The 17,567-nt window shown below is 43.8% G+C and carries 14 protein-coding genes and 1 tRNA gene; 12 read left to right on the forward strand and 3 right to left on the reverse strand.

Annotation, left to right across the window (positions count from 1 at the left end; genetic code table 11):
- The first annotated feature begins 17 nt into the window (after positions 1 to 17).
- From BUB99_RS16105 to BUB99_RS16115, 3 genes are read left to right on the forward strand one after another with little or no spacing between them, the layout of a single operon-like run.
- The gene (locus BUB99_RS16105; RefSeq protein ID WP_073124185.1) at positions 18 to 1,085 is read left to right on the forward strand and encodes a pyridoxal-phosphate dependent enzyme; all 1,068 of its coding nucleotides are present in this window, start codon (positions 18 to 20) and stop codon (positions 1,083 to 1,085) included.
- On the forward strand, positions 1,082 to 2,140 hold the full coding sequence (locus tag BUB99_RS16110) for a DUF1611 domain-containing protein (RefSeq protein WP_073124187.1): 1,059 nt from the start codon (positions 1,082 to 1,084) through the stop codon (positions 2,138 to 2,140). The genes BUB99_RS16105 and BUB99_RS16110 overlap by 4 nt, the downstream gene beginning before the upstream one ends.
- Entirely contained in the window at positions 2,137 to 3,201 is a 1,065-nt protein-coding gene (locus BUB99_RS16115) for a mandelate racemase/muconate lactonizing enzyme family protein (RefSeq protein WP_073124189.1), read from the forward strand. Before BUB99_RS16110 ends, BUB99_RS16115 begins: the two co-directional genes overlap by 4 nt.
- 8 nt (positions 3,202 to 3,209) lie before the next feature.
- Here the strand turns inward: BUB99_RS16115 and BUB99_RS16120 are convergent, their stop codons facing one another.
- The 3 genes from BUB99_RS16120 to era are packed head-to-tail and all read right to left on the reverse strand — an operon-like array spanning position 3,210 to position 5,903.
- The gene (locus BUB99_RS16120; protein ID WP_073124191.1) at positions 3,210 to 4,214 is read right to left on the reverse strand and encodes a threonine aldolase family protein; all 1,005 of its coding nucleotides are present in this window, start codon (positions 4,212 to 4,214) and stop codon (positions 3,210 to 3,212) included.
- 3 nt (positions 4,215 to 4,217) lie between these two features.
- The gene (locus BUB99_RS16125; RefSeq protein WP_073124193.1) at positions 4,218 to 4,991 is read right to left on the reverse strand and encodes a lysophospholipid acyltransferase family protein; all 774 of its coding nucleotides are present in this window, start codon (positions 4,989 to 4,991) and stop codon (positions 4,218 to 4,220) included.
- A 21-nt stretch (positions 4,992 to 5,012) separates the two neighbouring features.
- On the reverse strand, positions 5,013 to 5,903 hold the full coding sequence (gene era, locus BUB99_RS16130) for a GTPase Era (RefSeq protein WP_073124195.1): 891 nt from the start codon (positions 5,901 to 5,903) through the stop codon (positions 5,013 to 5,015).
- A gap of 90 nt (positions 5,904 to 5,993) precedes the next feature.
- On the opposite strand from era, the gene BUB99_RS16135 reads away from it, so the two are divergent.
- The 9 genes from BUB99_RS16135 (at position 5,994) to BUB99_RS16175 (ending at position 17,567) form a co-directional block, all read left to right on the forward strand.
- A tRNA-Met gene (locus BUB99_RS16135) sits at positions 5,994 to 6,066 on the forward strand.
- A 633-nt stretch (positions 6,067 to 6,699) separates the two neighbouring features.
- Positions 6,700 to 7,176, forward strand: a complete 477-nt coding sequence (locus tag BUB99_RS16140) for a glycine-rich domain-containing protein (RefSeq protein WP_073124463.1) — start codon at positions 6,700 to 6,702, stop codon at positions 7,174 to 7,176.
- Positions 7,173 to 8,093 (forward strand): hypothetical protein, encoded by a 921-nt coding sequence (locus BUB99_RS16145; RefSeq protein ID WP_073124197.1) that lies wholly within the window; start codon positions 7,173 to 7,175, stop codon positions 8,091 to 8,093. Before BUB99_RS16140 ends, BUB99_RS16145 begins: the two co-directional genes overlap by 4 nt.
- A gap of 205 nt (positions 8,094 to 8,298) precedes the next feature.
- Positions 8,299 to 10,566 (forward strand): TonB-dependent receptor, encoded by a 2,268-nt coding sequence (locus BUB99_RS16150; RefSeq protein ID WP_245816861.1) that lies wholly within the window; start codon positions 8,299 to 8,301, stop codon positions 10,564 to 10,566.
- Between the two features lie 11 nt (positions 10,567 to 10,577).
- Entirely contained in the window at positions 10,578 to 11,786 is a 1,209-nt protein-coding gene (locus BUB99_RS16155) for a DUF4374 domain-containing protein (protein WP_073124202.1), read from the forward strand.
- 2 nt (positions 11,787 to 11,788) lie between these two features.
- The gene (locus BUB99_RS16160) at positions 11,789 to 12,490 is read left to right on the forward strand and encodes an ABC transporter ATP-binding protein (RefSeq protein ID WP_073124204.1); all 702 of its coding nucleotides are present in this window, start codon (positions 11,789 to 11,791) and stop codon (positions 12,488 to 12,490) included.
- Positions 12,491 to 12,497: 7 nt separating this feature from the next.
- Positions 12,498 to 13,934 (forward strand): DUF3526 domain-containing protein, encoded by a 1,437-nt coding sequence (locus tag BUB99_RS16165; protein WP_073124206.1) that lies wholly within the window; start codon positions 12,498 to 12,500, stop codon positions 13,932 to 13,934.
- Positions 13,927 to 15,366: a DUF3526 domain-containing protein gene (locus tag BUB99_RS16170; RefSeq protein ID WP_073124208.1), complete on the forward strand. Its 1,440-nt coding sequence runs from the start codon at positions 13,927 to 13,929 to the stop codon at positions 15,364 to 15,366. Before BUB99_RS16165 ends, BUB99_RS16170 begins: the two co-directional genes overlap by 8 nt.
- The gene (locus BUB99_RS16175) at positions 15,363 to 17,567 is read left to right on the forward strand and encodes a carbohydrate binding family 9 domain-containing protein (protein WP_073124211.1); all 2,205 of its coding nucleotides are present in this window, start codon (positions 15,363 to 15,365) and stop codon (positions 17,565 to 17,567) included. Before BUB99_RS16170 ends, BUB99_RS16175 begins: the two co-directional genes overlap by 4 nt.

Here is a 17,567-nt window from a genome sequence, read left to right on the forward strand (position 1 = left end):
GGTGTTAGCATAAACACATGAAAACGGAAAAAAAACCAGACCCCAACTTCTTACAAAAAGCCATCTCACCAGAGTCCAAAAAGCTCAGTGAAATGGTCAAGGACACCTCCTTGTCGCTGCTGGATCGGATCGAGTCCTTTGAGGACATTATCAACTTAGAAGTGGGAGATACCTCTCTGTCTCGTGCCCGAAACATCGAGCGGGAGACGGGTTTTCGGCAGTTGTTTCTCAAGTTTGAGGGCGGCAATCCGACCGGCACCCAAAAGGACCGCATAGCCTTTGCGCAGTGTCTAGATGCGCTGCGCCGAGGCTATGACACGATCACCGTCGCTACCTGTGGCAACTATGGTGCTTCTGTAGCATTGGCGGCTTATTTGGCAGGTCTGCGCTGTGTGATTCACATCCCCGAAAACTACCATACCGACCGCATCAGTGAGATGGAGATGGCAGGCGGAGAAGTGCATCGTGTCGTGGGGACCTACGAAGATACCGTACAGGCATCCAGTGAAGCTGCAGCTGCTGAAGGCTGGTATGATGCCAATCCGGGAGGAGCGAACACGGCACTACAGATTATGGCTTATGCCGAGATGGCCAACGAGATCTACGACCAGCTGAGAGACGCGCCCAAGATCATCGCAGTGCCTGTGTCCAACGGTACGCTGCTGGCAGGGATATACCGTGGTTTTGTGAGTCTCTACAAGCGAGGCAAAACCTCGCGGGTGCCACTCATGGTGGCTGCTTCGTCTACGCACAAAAACCCCATCGTGTATTCCTTCAAAAAGGGGATGGAAAACTGTGTAGACCTGCGACCCGAAAAGATCAAGGAGACTGTGGTAAACGAGCCATTGATCAACTGGCACAGTTTCGATGGAGAGGAGGCACTGTACGCCATTCGTCAGTCCAACGGCAGTGCGCACAACATCAGCGATGAAAAAATGCTGAAAGTGTCCAAACTGCTCAAGGAAAAAGAGGGTTTGCATGTACTGCCCGCCTCGGTCGCTGGCTTGGTGGCTTTGTTAGAGATAGATGATCAAAAAGAATTAGAACCTGACCGCTATGTGGCGGTCCTTACGAGTAGAAGATGACAAAAATTATAGATGGAAATGCTCTGGTCTATTGTGAAGGAGCTTTCAATACACCCAATGGTAAAACGGCACACGGCTTGGTTCGCTTTACGGAGCGCTACAAAGTTCTCGGTGTGATAGACTCACGGTACGCTGGCCAAGATGCGGGTGAAGTACTGGATGGCAAAAAGAACGGAATCCCTGTTTTTGCGAGTTTTTTAGAGGCACTGGACCAAACGGATGGTGCGAAGTATTTCGTCATGGGACTCGCACCGGATGGGGGGAGGCTGCCCGATGCGGCGCGTGCAGATGTGCATGCTGCGGTGAAGAAGCGACTCAATGTAGACTCGGGCTTGCATGACTTCATGTACAAGGATGCGGAACTCGTCGCGCTGGCTAAGACCAATGGTGTCAAGCTCAGAGACATTCGCCGTACGCCTGAGCGTGAAGAGCTGCATTTTTTCTCAGGGAAGATAGAAGAGGTTAGCTGCTTGAAGCTGGCAGTGCTAGGGACGGACTCTGCGGTAGGTAAACGTACCACGGCATGGATCATCGTGCATGGCCTGCGTCAGGCGGGCAAGAAAGCCGAAATGATAGGGACAGGACAGACGGGCTGGATGCAGGGGGCAAAGTACTCGATGGTGATGGATTCGTTGATCAACGATTTCGTATCGGGAGAGATCGAGCATGCTGTACATAGTGCTTGGAAAAACGAGCAGCCTGATGCGATTGTGATCGAGGGGCAGGGGAGCTTGATGAATCCAGCCTACCCCGGTGGGTTTGAGATACTCGCAGCAGGTAGACCGGACTTTGTGATCCTACAGCATGCACCACGACGACTGGAGTATGATGGCTTTCCTGGTTATCCGATTCAGCCGATTCGCGAGCAGATCGCAGCGATAGAGATGATCTCTGGCAAGAAGGTCTTGGCGATCACACTCAACCATGAGGACATGGACAAGGCCGACATAGCAAGCGAATGTGCGAAGATCACTGCCGAGACAGGACTACTGTGTACCGATGTATTGCAGGATGGTCCTGAAGCGCTCGTGTCTCTAATCATGCAACAACTGTGAAAATCACAGGACTAGAATGCTGGCAGGAGAAAATGAAACTGGCAGAGCCCTATACGATTGCATACGAAACCATAGACACCACTACCAACGTGTTTATGCGCATAGATACAGATAGGTCGCCGAGCGGTTTTGGCTGTGCGGCACCTGATCTGGAGGTGACTGGCGAGACGGGGGAGACGGTGATGACTGCTTTTAGAGACATCATCGAGCCGTACCTGTTGGGCAAGGCGCCGTTTACTTACGCTTTGATTTTGGATGAACTAAAGACCCTACTTCATGGTCAGCCTGCTGCGCTGACCATGGTAGACATGGCGCTTTTTGATCTCATAGGGAAGAAAACGCAGGAACCCGTCTATCGACTGCTCGGAGGGTACCGAGATGCGATCCCAACTAGCGTCACGGTCGGGATATTGCCAGTGCAAGAAACACTGGAGAGAGCCAAGGCTTTTATGCAGCAGGGTTTTTTTATCCTGAAGGTAAAAGGAGGGACGGATGTGGATGAGGATGTCGAGCGGATCATGAAACTCCGCGAGATGGTAGGGCCTGACATGGAGATTCGTTTTGATGCCAACCAAGGCTACAGTGTCAAAGAGGCGGTGTATTTCATGCACCAAATCCGCTCTGCTAAGATCGAACTGCTAGAACAGCCTACCAAGCGCGAGGAGGATCACTTGCTAAAGCAGGTGAGTCGCCAAGTGAGTGTACCCGTCATGGCAGACGAGAGCCTGATGGGGTTGGCGGATGTGTTTCATCTCACCGCCAACAATAGTACGGATATGATCAATATCAAGCTCATGAAAGCAGGCGGTATCATGGAGGGGATTCGGATCAATGCGGTAGCTATGGCCGCCAATGTGGAGACGATGGTGGGCTGCATGGATGAGTCAGCGATGGGGATATCAGCGGGACTGCACTTTGCACTTGCTCGCCCTAATATTCTTTATGCAGATTTGGATGGTCACTTTGACCTGATCGATGATCCTTTTGCTGCCATGGTGCGCTGCGAGAAAGGGGTGCTATATCCTAGCGATCGACCGGGATTTGGTTGGGAAGGAAAATGAGGGTTTTGTTAGACAATAGAGGATAGCTGATCCAGTTGATCATCGCTAAAATCTAAATGCGTCACGAGTCGGATATGGCCTTTGCCAAAGGGAACTGCCAGCAGTCCCTTGGCTTTCCAGTCTTCCAGCAATGCTTTTTCATTTGTCTCCTTGTTCAGCTGTAGGATCACAATGTTGGTGCCTGCATACAAAACCCTGTCTACATAACTTTTAGATTCAAATAGTGCAGCCAATGTTGCAGCACGGTGATGGTCTTCTTTGATTCGGTCGACATGATGAGCTAATGCATAGCGTCCAGCTGCTGCGAGATATCCAGCCTGCCGCATCGCACCACCGAGCATTTTTCTAACTCTTTTGGCCTGTTTTATCAGCTTTTCGCTTCCTAGCAAAACAGAACCGACGGGAGCTCCCAGTCCTTTGGAGAGACAGATCGAGAGCGTGTCAAAGAGCTGTCCTATCTCAGTAGGAGATTCGTCTGTCACAGCGAGTGCATTGAAGAGTCGTGCTCCGTCTAGATGCATATTGATTTGATGGTCAGCAGCTACTTGAGCGATGGCTTTGATTTCGTGGAGGTTCCAGATACTGCCACCGCCTTTGTTGGAGGTGTTTTCGATAGAGATGAGTGTAGATTTCGGGAAGTGAATGTCATCTGCATTGATGTTGTCACGGACTTGCTCCGCGTTGAATCTACCTTGATCCCCCTCTAGCATTCGCAGTGATACACCTGCATTGAAGGCAGCGCCACCTCCCTCGTAGTGATAGATGTGTGAGGTGCTGTCGCAGATGACCTGGTCACCAGGCTGGGTGTGGATTTTTACAGCGATTTGATTGGCCATCGTACCCGAAGCGCAGAAGATCCCAGCCTCCTTGCCGAACATGCCAGCGAGACGTTGTTCTAGTGCGCTGACAGTTGGGTCTTCTCCGAATACATCATCGCCTACTTCAGCGGTCATCATGGCTTCTAGCATGGCAGGAGTAGGGCGGGTGACTGTATCGCTTCTTAGATCAATCATGTTTTATTTGACCGGGTGAGGTGTGAGATTATTGAGTGTGTTGAGTTCGGTTTGGATGAGGTTATAGACTTCATTTTGAAAGTCTTTGAGGTTGTCCAAAGTGTATTTTCGTGGGTCGATCGGTTCGTGAATGACCACTCTGCATTTTCTCCGTCTAAAAAAGTACTTTCCATCCGTAGGGAACATGTGCCAGTTGTCAGCGAGGGTGACAGGCACGACCATGGCACCTGTCTCTACGGCCATGCGAAACGCTCCTTCTTTGAATGTATGCATCTGGGGAGGTTGACTGCTTTTGATTCCTCCTTCGGGGAAGACGGCTAACGAAAAACCCTTGGCGAGTGCATCGATACTTTGTTGGTAGGTTGCATAGCGCTGTCTCATTTTGGACCTGTCCACAGTGATGTGAAAGGCCTTGAACATATAGCCGAAGAAAGGAACTTTAGCAATAGAAATCTTCCCAACGAACTTGAACGGGATCGGTACAAAGGGCAGAATCGCAACATCCAAGAACGAAAAATGGTTAGGGCAGAGGATGTAACTAGTCGATTTGTCAAAGTCAGTTTTTTGAGTGATCTCCATTCTGACGCCAATGAGGAAAAAGAAGATATGCGCCCAGTAATGATTGAGTATCAGTCCAAACTTTGGGCGATTAAATTTGTCAGCAAATACGAATAATGGAAACAACAAAGTGAAAGTCGCTACAAATAAAAGGATGCAATACGCTCCATAGATTCTTAAGATCAATTTCCAAAACCAAGTATTTTTAAAATGCTTCATATATTCCTAGACTTTGCTTGATTATCCTTTGTATCCGAACCTTTTCAGACTTCTGTCTTTCTTTCTCCAATCCGCTTCTACTTTGACAAAAGTCTCTATAAAAACTTTTTTGCCAAAGAACTTCTCCAATTGCAAACGAGACTCAATTCCTACCTTTTTGATGGCTTCTCCACCTTTGCCAATGATAATCCCTTTTTGTGATTTTCGTTCGACGATGATTTCTGCTCTGAGTCGTATGATATCCTCTTCTTCTTCGAACGAAGTGATCTCTACCTCCGAACTATAGGGGACCTCTTGTTTGTAGATTTTGAAAATTTGTTCTCTAACGATTTCAGATGCGAAAAAGCGCTCCGGCTTGTCTGTCAGTGTGTCTTGTGGAAAATAAGGAGGGTGTAAAGGTAGTAATTCCAGTATTCGAGCAAAGAGAACATCTACGTTAGTTTTAGTCAGCGCAGATAGTGTAAGTATTTCGATATCTGGATGGATTAACTCCCAGTAGTCGATTTTGTCTTTGAGGCGCGAGCCTTTGTTGAGGTCAGTTTTATTGATGACGAATATGACTGGTGTACCGCTATTAATGACACGTTCGAGTACTTCTTCGTCTTCATCTTGTTTCTCCATCAGATCTACGACATAGAGCACTAGGTCTGCATCTTCGAGAGATGAAGAGACGAAGCTCATCATAGACTTTTGCAGTGAGTACTGTGGCTTGAGTAGACCCGGTGTGTCAGAGTACACAATCTGAAAATTGTCACCAGTCAGCACACCCATAATTCTGTGTCTGGTAGTCTGTGCCTTTGAAGTAATAATGGATAAATTATCACCTACTAGTGCGTTCATTAATGTTGATTTTCCAGCGTTTGGTTTGCCTATTATGCTTACAAAGCCAGATTTAAAATTTGTTTCCTCCATGTCAATAAAATATTAACAAAGGTACTTGCTTTTTGCGAAAGTGCTTCTTACTTTTGCAACGCGATTCACAAAAAAGGTGGTCGAAAACGGCGCGGGATGGAGCAGTTGGTAGCTCGTCGGGCTCATAACCCGAAGGTCGCTAGTTCGAGTCTAGCTCCCGCTACTAAGCAAAAAAGGTCAACAATAGTTGACCTTTTTTTATGCCCAAAATTCATAGATCACTTCGTGATTCAAGATTCATTGTTCGAAATTCATTATTGTTTTTCGTGAATAACCATCTCTTATAAGTCCTTGAGGTTAGTTTGAATGATTGGAATAAAAAATATTGAACCTGACTACCTAGTTTATCCCCCCAACTTTACAGACTGGTCTGAAATCAGAAGTCTAGTTCTAAAGTTGCCTAAGCAAAAAACTCTTCCTCTTTCCAAATAGCTAAACTTTGGATTTCTTTCGGAACCCCACACTATTAAGACAGCTCTTTAAACTTTCTCTAAATCATAGTATCAATATTATAAACGCAACATTATTGCTTTTGTAATATTCTTTCATTAAATATGCAACACTGTTGCGATAGTAGAGGGCAAGCCGAAAACCTCAAAATAGAGTAGGCGTCATTCTAAATTTTATCAGTTATGAAAACCAACAAAGAAGCTTTGATTGCACAAATTTTGGTAAGCAAAGCAGCAAACCCTGTTGGAGGTACGCACTGTAGTGGCGGTGGCCACTGTACTTCTACTTTGTAATCACAATATGCAGTAGTGTGAGAATCATACTACTGCTACTTAAATATTCTAATATGGGAGGTTTAGAAAAAATACGGTTAGACAGACTTCTTGATTATAATGACGAAAATGTGATTTCTAGATTCACTGATACGTTTGATGTGAGTAATGAAGAGGCAGAGGATATTTTAAAGGAAACGCTTAAGTTTCTTTATATCTGTCATATTCCAGGTGTTTTTATTTCCGATGACATACTGATGTTGGATGAAATGTGGCACAATATGATCTTGTTTACACCAGAGTATCACAGGTTTTCACAAGAGTATTTCTCTAAATACCTTCATCACTTACCCGCAAAAAAGTCGGAAAAGGAAGAGAGAAAGTGGGTACTTCAGCAGAAACCTGAAAATGCTAAGCAAGAGTATCTTGACAAATTGCAAGTACTTATTTCCATTACCTATGATCATTTAGGTGAAGAAACTGTAAAGAAATGGTTTCAGGAGTACCCCCAAAAATACAGTAAAGAGAAAATTAAAGCGTTAAGAAAATGAGCATTTTCCCCAAACGGACTATACAGGGTGAAACAGTGACTATTCACTGGAACTTCAATACATCTAACCTTAATGATTTTCATGTGTTACCTTGGGTAAGGATTGGCATCAAAAATCCTTTAGGAAAAGTTACAATGCTTTTTGAAGGACATGTACTAGGACTACCTGATGAACCAAAAGAACTGAAGACTGAAGAACCAAAATTAAAATATCTTAACAAAAGTGTACCCTTACTTTTATTGGCCGATTACCTCAGCGGAAAGCACAAAAAGGAAAAGCTGGTTGAGATACTTGAAAACATCCAATCTGGTCGCCATTATTATTTCACCTATAAAGTGCCCAAAAATGCTCCTTTAGGCAAATATCATCTGATCTCAGAAATCCACATCAATGGAGAGTTAAGGCTTTCCAAAACAGCGGCAGATGACTTCTTTTTTGTTGAAAAAATGTCTTCCAAAAAGATTGAAAAATTCAATGATCACCATCAAGTATTAATATTTAATCATTCTCCGGAAAAAACGCCGGTCAAAATAGTCGGTTGCATACCTACCCTAGAAGGGAAAATGCAGACCACTGTGAATGTCTTTGAAATGGGCGGTTATGAAGAGAAAAAAGTCCCATTAACTACCTCCTTGAGTTTTTTACTTTACAATGAAGAACGGCAGGTTATTCCTTTACAAGAGAGTTTTACTAATCTTTTGTTGAGAAATCAACAGATTTCTTCATTAAATAAATCCGGAGGAGATATTTATCTATTTAAAAAAGAAAATACTGAAGCTTATCACCTCAATGAAAGTCAAAGAATTTTATGGCAAAAAGCCAATGGTTTATTGAAGACAGAATCTTTGACCAAAAATGAAAGAATGCTTTTGGAAGAAATGGTAGCAGAAGACTTGATTCACTACTTATCTCTTTAGAGGGGAAACCTCTCCATTTTGCCACTTACCCATCGTTTTAATCGAATCATAAAATTTACTTTTATTTTTCAAACGCAATATGATTGCGTTTGAAACGAATTGCTATGTTTGCAACAATATTGCATTTTAAAAGAGTATGATCTATCGCCTTTATATATTGATTCCCCTCACCCTTCTTCAAAGCCTTTGTTTTGGACAAGATGCTATGATTTCAGGTATAGTGATAGACGCCCATGGGGAGAAACTTCCTGGTGTAACGGTTCAAATCAATGAATTAAATCGTGGCTCTGTTACTGACCATGTAGGGCACTATACTTTCCCAAATCTTAAATCAGGTAATTACACAATCACGGCCTCATTTATCGGCTTTCAGAAGTATAATCAGCGTTTTACCATAAAGGATAGAAAACCCATAAGCATCAATATCACATTGAAAGAAGCGGTAACACAATTGAATGAAGTTACTGTCATGGCAAAATCAGAAAGTCAAGAGCTGCATGAAAGTGTGGCAAGTGTCGCTGTACTTGAAACAAAAAAACTGTATGCCCAAAGCAACAACACCAGCGATGTGATCAAGCAGATTTCGGGGGTGAATGTGAGACAAACGGGAGGGTTTGGTAGTAGTGCTGATGTATACATCAACGGCATGTCCGGCAAGCAGGTAAAGTTCTTTCTTGATGGAATTCCACTTTCTTACTATGGTTCAGGACTGGGGCTTAATGTTTTACCCGTCAACCTGATGGAACAAATCGAAGTGTACAAAGGCGTAGTGCCAGTTGATCTGGGAGCTGATGCATTAGGGGGAGCAATTAACATCAAATCGAGAAAGGAATACATCAATTACTTGGATGCATCCTATTCCCTTGGTTCTTTCAACACACACAAAGTCAACCTGAATGGCCAATACGTAAATTCAGAAAATCATTTAATAGCAGGAGTCAATTCGTTCTACAATCATTCGGATAATAATTATAAAGTTGACGTAGAGATTCCTGATCAGTTTGGTAACCCTGAACCTACTACCGTCAGACGGTTTCATGATCAGTTTACCAACTACTTAGTCAATGCGTATGCTGGAGTTTATGATAAGAAGTATGCTGATCGACTAGTTTTTAGTGCCAGATTTTCAGGACTTGATGATGATATTCAGCACAATGCCGTGATGGCTCAGCCTTATGGTCAGGTTACTTATGATGAATCTACATTGGGCTTTTCTGCTAATTATGAAAAGGAAGAAATCTTGCCTCGTATGGCGCTCAAGTGGTACGGGGGAGTAAATATGACTAGCGGGAACTTTGTGGACACCACACTCAATGCCTATACATGGGATGGCGAGGTATATGACAGACGAACGGATGGAGGGGAGATTTCCACATCGCGCAACCTCTTGAGTCTCCATTCTAGGAATGCTGTAAGCAGGCTCAATCTTCACCACAATCCTTGGGAAAAGGGACAGTTCACTCTTAATGTTTTTTCCTCGCGGTTCAATAGATATGGGAAAGATCCGATAGCCGCCGAATTTTATGGAGAGGACTTTTATGCCAACCCCACAACTTTGATTAAAAATGCCACAGGTCTGGCATACGAACATGCTTTCTCCACTGCATTGGTAAGTTACACGGGGGTCAAGCATTTCTATATGATGGCAGATGGGTATGCCATTCAAAACATGGAATTTCAGCCCAATAAGCAAACAGTCTCCAATTTTGGGGTTTCCCAATCGTTGCGTTATCGATTTTTTAGGGATTTTCTAGCCAAAGCCTCCTACGAATATGCCACTCGCCTGCCTGACGAGACAGAGTTGTTTGGTGATTTTACCCTGGTGCGTCCCAACCCGTTTTTGAACCCTGAGCAAAGCCACAATGCCAATTTGGGCTTTCAATTCAACACCCAAAAGTTAAAAGTGGAATTGAATACATTCTACAGATTGACTGACAACATCATCTGGTTACGGACTTCTCAGTTCTTTGCACAATATCAAAACCTATTAAAGGCACTTGTCAAAGGGTTGGATGTTGAGGTTCAATACCAACCATTCGATTTTATCAGACTAAAGGCAAACGCAACCTATCAGGACATCCGAAACAGATCATCGAGAAGTGTGACTGGTTCGGTAGATAATCGCTACTATGACGCCCGACTACCAAACATTCCCTATCTGTTTGGCAATGGAGAAGTCCGATATCAAAAGTCCGATTTTCTTGGGACAAATAGCCGATTCTCTGCGTGGTGGTCTGCTAGCTATGTACATGAGTTCTATCTCTATTGGGCAGTAGATGGAAATAAAGATTTAAAAAACACCATACCGAGTCAATTCATTCAAAACATTGGGGTCTCATACGCTCTTCCAGCTGACCGCTTCTCCGTCAGCCTCGAACCCACAAATCTTTTTGACCAGAAAGCATTTGACAACTTCAGTGTGCAGCGTCCAGGCAGGGCTTTGTATGTCACTCTTAGAACTTATTTACACTAAAATTAGAATTAATGAAAAAGCAATTACTCAATCAAAAAGGTATATTGGTTATAGCCTTATTATCTGTATGGTCATTCATTGGATGTGAAAATGATGATCCCGAACCAAATACCAAACCAAGCGTGGAAGTTGATTTTGCCATTTCCACGGTAAGTGGGGCATGGCCTGATCAAACCACTTATATACAGGGCGTTGAATCTTTGGATTTTACCAGTTTGGGAAATGAAAATGCCATAGAACTGACAGGAAGTGCTCGTACAGTTTCTTACGAAGGCAGTGTGTATGCGATCCCATCAGGTGCACCTGCTAACCTGATAAAATACAGCATAAATACCAATGGCGTTCCTGAAGAAGAAGAACGAATTGTAGTGCCTGGGGCTAATACCTTTTCCACACTCTATTTCGAAAGTGAAACCGTAGCATATGGCACGGTAGCTGGGGGTATTTCAAAACTTATCATATTCGATCCCTCTACGATGCGGATTACGGATGAAGTTTCCCTAACGGCTATAACTCAAAAATTTCCAGAAGCCACTCGCACCTATTATCTCGACATGATAGAAAGAGATGGTAAGCTTTTTATGGGCATTCATTACGAAAATAATTTTGTGCCAGTCAACGACAATGCCTACGTAGCGGTCATTGATTTAAGCACCAATACAGTAGAAAAAGTAATATCAGACACCCGAACTGGTATGTTTTTCGGTGGACAAGCACCCAACTCAGGAATGATATTGGACGCTAATGGGGACATATATGTTCAGACACTGGGTACTACAAATGCCGGAGGAGTAGCTCCTAGCGGGGTATTACGCATCAAAAGTGGTGAAACCGATTTTGATCCAGATTATTTCTTTGATCTCGAAGAGGCAGTAGGCAATATCTGCTATGGCATCTATCATACTTCAAGCGGACGTACTTTCACCGCCAATGTTCAAAACGAAACAGACTTTTGGGAATATCTCACGGACGAGCCCCAATTTAAGTATGTAGAAATTGACCTTGAAGCTACAGAAAGCCTTGGCAATGTTCCAGGGTTACCTACTACCTATGGTTCAAGAACAATGATCGTTCATGAGTTGGAAGATCAGAAACTGCTATTCACTATTGCCACAAATGATGAAAATGCGGTGTACGAATTTGACACGAATACCAATACCAGTAGCAAGCTTTTTGTATCCACAGGTGGTTATATCTCAGGTCTGGAAAAACTAAATTAATTATGCTACAAGCCACAGAACTCACGAAAAAGTACGGAAAATTCACAGCGCTGAATGCCCTCAATCTTTCGGTAAAAAAGGGCGATATATTTTGCCTGCTTGGGGCTAATGGGGCAGGGAAATCTACCACGATTAACCTGTTTCTTAACTTCATTGAGCCTACGGGGGGTAAAGCCACCATCAACGCACTGGACGTGACGCAGCACGGGAAAGCAACCAAAAAGCTGCTGTCCTACATCCCCGAAAATCTGATGCTATATCCTAACCTAACGGGGCTGGAAAATTTGGATTTTTTCTGTGGCTTGGGAGGCAAGAGTTATAGCAAGGATCATTTGGAAGAACTGCTCAAGCAATCAGGTTTGCAGACCAACTTCCTGCACAAGCGTGTGAGCAATTACTCCAAAGGCATGCGCCAAAAAGTGGGAATTGCTTTGGCACGAGCTCGTGAAGCCAGTGTACTACTACTGGATGAGCCAACATCAGGACTTGATCCAAAAGCCAGCAACGAGTTTTCCGAACTTTTACTAGATATGAAGGACAAAGGAGTGGCCACATTGATGGCCACTCATGACCTTTTCCGTGCCAAAGATACGGGCACGCATATCGGGATTATGAAAGAAGGGATACTGATCGAGCAGTTTGCTTCGGATGATGTCAGCTTTCAGGACTTGGAAAAACTCTACCTCAAGCACATGCACAATTAAGTAGTTTATGAATCAGCTAATTTTTATAGCCAAAAAGGAAATCAAGGTGGCCATTCGTGAAAGGCTCGTTATTTCTCTAGGAGCAATTATTATTTTGTTGTTGGGAGTAGCCTTGTATGCTGGATATATTTCATATCGTCAGCAGCAGCAAATCATCACCCAAACCCAGATTGAAAAGCGGCAAGAATGGTTGAATCAAGGTGACAAACATCCGCATATTGCTGCACACTATGGCACCTTTGTATTTAAACCCAAAACCATTCTCAGTCTGTTTGACTTTGGTTTAGACGCTTATACTGGGACCTCGGTGTATTTGGAAGCACATCATCAGCATGAATTCATGTTTCGTCCAGCCCAAGATCATAGCAGTATGATCCGTTTTGGTGAACTAAGTGCTGCGTTGGTGTTGCAGGTACTCGTTCCTTTGCTCATTATTTTCTTGGCTTTTGCTTCTTTCACTCGTGAGCGGGAAAGCGGAACACTCAAACTGCTCATGAGTCAGGGGACATCTTTCAATACATTGACTTGGGGAAAAATACTGGCTTACGCAGTGATGCTGGCAGTGATCCTACTACCGTTCTTGCTCGGTTTGGTGCTCCTTTCGGTAAGTCACATGAGCTATGATGTCATTCCAGATATAACAGTCAGAGTAGCCATGCTGGTGCTGATCTATGGTCTGTATTTATGTTTCTTTATCGCTTTTTCTGTGTGGGTGTCTCTACGGTCTGGCTCAGGGAGAAATGCGCTACTTACATTACTTACCTGTTGGATATTTTTTGCCATTCTCTTGCCCAAAACAGTAGCTAACCTCAGTGAGAGTTTTTATTCGCTACCTTCCATGCGGGAGTTTAAAGCACAGATCGATGAAACCAAGCGAAATGGACTGGATGGGAAAACGCCCCGATCCGTTCGTATGGCTAATTTGAAAAAAGAGTATCTGGAAAAATACGGGGTAGATTCGGTGCAACAGCTGCCATTCAATTTTGAAGGCGTGAGCATGCAGGCAGGGGAAGAATTTGGTGACCAAGTCTATGATTATCATCTAAATAACCTTCGTGAGATTTTTCATAAGCAAAACCAGTTGGGCAGCATCGCTAGTCTCTTCAATCCCTATCTGGCTGTACAGCACCTTTCCATGGCTCTATCAGGGACAGATATACACACCTTTATCCACTTTGAAGAAGAGGTAGAGAGATATAGAAGAGAGCTGGTACGAAAAATGAATCAGGATATGGCCGAAAACTCTAAGTATGGAGAATTCTATGGCTACAAGGCAGGAAGTGACTTGTGGGGAGAAATCGAAGACTTTTCTTACCGAGCACCTACCGCCTGGCAGCTCCTCAGCTACTACAAATTGGAACTAATCTCCCTGATGCTGTGGATGGCGCTTACAATGGTACTCTTACATGTTGCAAACCGAAAAATGAAACCAATCCATGAATAGACAGATTCTAACATTGATCCGCTACGAGTGGAAAACTTTTGTTCGCAACAAGTTTCAGCTGCTCCTGCTCGTCATTACCTTTCTTTTTGGTCTGTACGCGATATACTACGGACAGTCAGAAATCAATGCACAGCGGGAAACGATCAACGCAGTAACTGCTCTAGAGACAAAAGAGTTTTCTCAATACAAAGGCAGTTTTACTACAGAAATGGAAAACCAGACGCAGGAGCAAACACATGATATAGCTTCCCGTCCAGAGTATGCCTGGTATCGCCATGGCTATCATGCTATTTTACCTCCACACGATTATGCTCCACTGGCGATCGGCCAGCGTGATTTGTTTCGGTACTACTACCGACTCACAGGCACGAGCTTGCATTATCAGCTGTTTGAAAATGAACTGGCCAACCCTGTGAACCTCCTAGCAGGCAATTTTGATCTCTCTTTCCTGCTGGTTTATTTGTTCCCGCTGCTGATTATCGCCTTTTGCTATGGTTTGTTTTCTTCTGAAAAGGAAAGCGGTACGCTTGCACTCTTACAGATACAGGCCGTTAGCATCCGAAAAATCATGCTGGTTCGCCTGGCATTTTATTTCGTACTGATCACGGGACTAGCTATATTCATTTCGCTCTTAGGTCTATGTTTATCAGGCAATCCTTTTACAGAGGAAAACATGTTGCCTGCCATCGCATGGGTGATAGGGACCACTTTGTATTGTGCCTTTTGGTTTGGGCTGCTGTTTTTAATCATAAGCTTTAAGAAAGGTTCGGCTTTCAATGCCATTTCCGCTGCTGGTTGCTGGTTGCTATTGCTCATCGTAGTTCCAGCAGTGCTCAATGTGATTGTTACCGTCAAGTATCCTTTGAGCAGTGCAACATTGGCTGGCCTCACCCGCAGAACTGGGCTCGAAAATGAGGATGACGAAGAGGAGTCTAAAGAAGTAATTATGGAATTCCTTGCTCACATGCCAGAGCTGACTGGGAGTGATAGCTTAATGAAAAACAACATGCTCCCAAAAGCTTATGCGGCTTTTACCACACTAAAAGACATCAACAGCCAACAGGAAGTGGATCACTATAATGACAAGGTGGCGAAAAGGAATCAATGGACATCACAGTTTCTATGGCTCAGCCCAGCAGTAAACATGCAGGAGATTTTGGCTCACATAACGCAAACGGACCTCAATACTTTTCTTGATTTTCAGAATGCGTTAGCGGATTTTCATGAAGAAATCACAGACTTCTACTTCACGCGCCTGTTCTGGGACAGACCAATTTTATTAGAAGATTACGAGCAATTGCCTGTTTTTGAGATGTCCGAAGATCTAAATCGCGGGAACATCATTTGGTTTGGCTTAGGCAAAATTTTGATAGCGGCAGGGCTGGTGTTTTTAGTAGGCTTTTTCAGAATGCGTAAAGGGGTCAAGCAATGAAAAAGGTATTAGTATTTCTTACTTTTATAATCCATGCCTATTACCTGATAGCACAAGAAGTTGAAAACTTTCCACCTCCTACAAAACCTCCTGAAATACGTGCCATTCGCACCAGCGAAGACATAAAAGTGGATGGGGAACTAATGGAGGATTCCTGGCAAAAAGCACCAGTAACCCATGATTTTTATCGAGTAGAGCCTCGTCAGGGGGGCACCTATCGGTATCAGACACAGGTGAGGTTACTTTATGACGAGAAGAATCTATATGTAGGTGTTTTTTGTACAGACTCCCTCGGAAAAAAGGGTGTTCGGGTGCAAGACTTGCGAAGGGATTTTTCTTGGGGAGAAAATGATGCTTTTGGTATTCAGTTGGATCCGCAAAACCTAAAGCAATATTGTGTGTCGTTTCAAACTACTCCCTATGGCAATCAACGAGATATGCAAAACTTCAATGACAACAATACGGATAGCAATTGGAATGCGCTCTGGACGGTGCGGACACATCAGACCGACTCGGGTTACTTTGCAGAGTTTGCCATTCCTTTCAAGTCTATTCGGTACGAGCGACCTGAAATAGCGGACTCTGTGACCTGGGGTATTACCTTTACACGTCTGGCTCGTAGAGAGTATGAACAAACCGTATTTCCAGCCATACCTCAGTCTTTTTCTCCCTATCGGATGACGTATGCCGCTCAACTAAAAGGGCTCACTGTTCCCGAACCAAGTGCCAATGTGAGAATAGAACCCTATTTTCTTTATCAGTATGAGGATACTGAAATTAATGGTGAAACTATTTCGGATGATAATGTGAAATTAGGTGGAGATATCAAATGGGCGATCAATCCACGCTCGGTTTTAGATCTTACCTTCAATACTGATTTTGCACAAGCTGATGTGGATCAGGCTGTCAATAATCTGGAAAGATTCAACGTCTATTTCCCTGAAAAGAGGCAATTTTTCTTAGAGAACTCAGGTATCTGGGCTGGGGCGGCTGACCGTTCGGTTATCCCCTTTTTTAGCAGAACCATTGGCTTACAGGGCAATTTTAATGCAGAACCCGCTCGGATCGATGGAGGTGCAAGATATACCATGCGAAACGATGACCGATCCACGGCAGGGCTGTACATGCACCAAGCTCAAACCGCCAACTCTCCAGCTGCAAGTTTTGCCGTAGGTCGTTATATTCAAAATTATGGAAAGGAAAACAATGTAGGTATCATGTTCACTCATCGGCTAGATGAGGCTTCCGAAGAACTGGGAGTGACACAAAGCAACAATACAACCTTGACTGTGGATGGGTTGATCCGTCCCAAAAGCGAACTGACCTTCTCCTACTTATTATCAGGATCACGTGATAATTCCAATGACACCTTAGGTCTAGCAGGAAAGCTATTTGCGGGCTATAACACCAATAAGTTTTACTTAGGCTGGCTAACTAATTTCGTCACAGAAGATTACAATCCAGATATGGGGTTTGTCTTTCAGAAAAATGTAATCTGGCATAACCCAGGTGGTTATTTCATCTGGCGGCCAAAAAGTATACCTTGGATCAGGCGTTTTGATCCTGGAGCCTTTTTCAACTATTATCAGGACGCAAGCGATCCTACTAATTTTCAGCAGGCCAGTATTTACTTGTTTCCTATTTACGTGTACTTCACGGATGGCAGCTTTTTTGAATATGCCATTTACCCAACCTGGCAAAACATCAATTTCGATTTTGCTCCTTTGGGAATAGCTATTGCTCAGGACGAATATTATTACACTCGTCATCAGATCAACTACAATTCAGATCAGTCAAGGAAATTTTCAGTATCAGGAAAACTCGGTTGGGGTGGTTTTTACAATGGAAAACGATTAACTGCTAATACAGGCTTGCGTTATGCGCCTATTCCACATGTGGCATTTACAGCTGATTATGAATACAACAACTTGGATAACTTAGGTGTATTGTTGGAAGATTTGGATACACACTTAGCCACTTTTGGGGCAAGATTTGCACTTAATCCACGTTTGCAACTTTCTGCTTTTTACCAATACAATTCATTTGATGAGCAAGGTCGGTGGAACGTTCGTGGAAGTTGGGAATACCGCCCTTTGTCTTTTATCTATTTGGTGTTTAATGACACTCAAATCAATGGGCTGGAGCGACCCTTTGAGCAACAGCAGTTGATTGGGAAGGTCACTTTTTTGAAGCAGTTTTAG

The organism is Reichenbachiella agariperforans (assembly GCF_900142205.1).
Taxonomy (GTDB): Bacteria; Bacteroidota; Bacteroidia; order Cytophagales; family Cyclobacteriaceae; genus Reichenbachiella; species Reichenbachiella agariperforans.

Coding starts and splice junctions, on each gene's coding strand:
- BUB99_RS16105 (WP_073124185.1), top strand. CDS start 18: ATGAAAACGGAAAAAAAACCAGACCCCAACTTCTTACAAAAAGCCATC.
- BUB99_RS16110 (WP_073124187.1), top strand. CDS start 1,082: ATGACAAAAATTATAGATGGAAATGCTCTGGTCTATTGTGAAGGAGCT.
- BUB99_RS16120 (WP_073124191.1), bottom strand. CDS start 4,214: ATGATTGATCTAAGAAGCGATACAGTCACCCGCCCTACTCCTGCCATG.
- BUB99_RS16125 (WP_073124193.1), bottom strand. CDS start 4,991: ATGAAGCATTTTAAAAATACTTGGTTTTGGAAATTGATCTTAAGAATC.
- era (WP_073124195.1), bottom strand. CDS start 5,903: ATGGAGGAAACAAATTTTAAATCTGGCTTTGTAAGCATAATAGGCAAA.
- BUB99_RS16140 (WP_073124463.1), top strand. CDS start 6,700: ATGGGAGGTTTAGAAAAAATACGGTTAGACAGACTTCTTGATTATAAT.
- BUB99_RS16145 (WP_073124197.1), top strand. CDS start 7,173: ATGAGCATTTTCCCCAAACGGACTATACAGGGTGAAACAGTGACTATT.
- BUB99_RS16150 (WP_245816861.1), top strand. CDS start 8,299: ATGATTTCAGGTATAGTGATAGACGCCCATGGGGAGAAACTTCCTGGT.
- BUB99_RS16155 (WP_073124202.1), top strand. CDS start 10,578: ATGAAAAAGCAATTACTCAATCAAAAAGGTATATTGGTTATAGCCTTA.
- BUB99_RS16160 (WP_073124204.1), top strand. CDS start 11,789: ATGCTACAAGCCACAGAACTCACGAAAAAGTACGGAAAATTCACAGCG.
- BUB99_RS16165 (WP_073124206.1), top strand. CDS start 12,498: ATGAATCAGCTAATTTTTATAGCCAAAAAGGAAATCAAGGTGGCCATT.
- BUB99_RS16170 (WP_073124208.1), top strand. CDS start 13,927: ATGAATAGACAGATTCTAACATTGATCCGCTACGAGTGGAAAACTTTT.
- BUB99_RS16175 (WP_073124211.1), top strand. CDS start 15,363: ATGAAAAAGGTATTAGTATTTCTTACTTTTATAATCCATGCCTATTAC.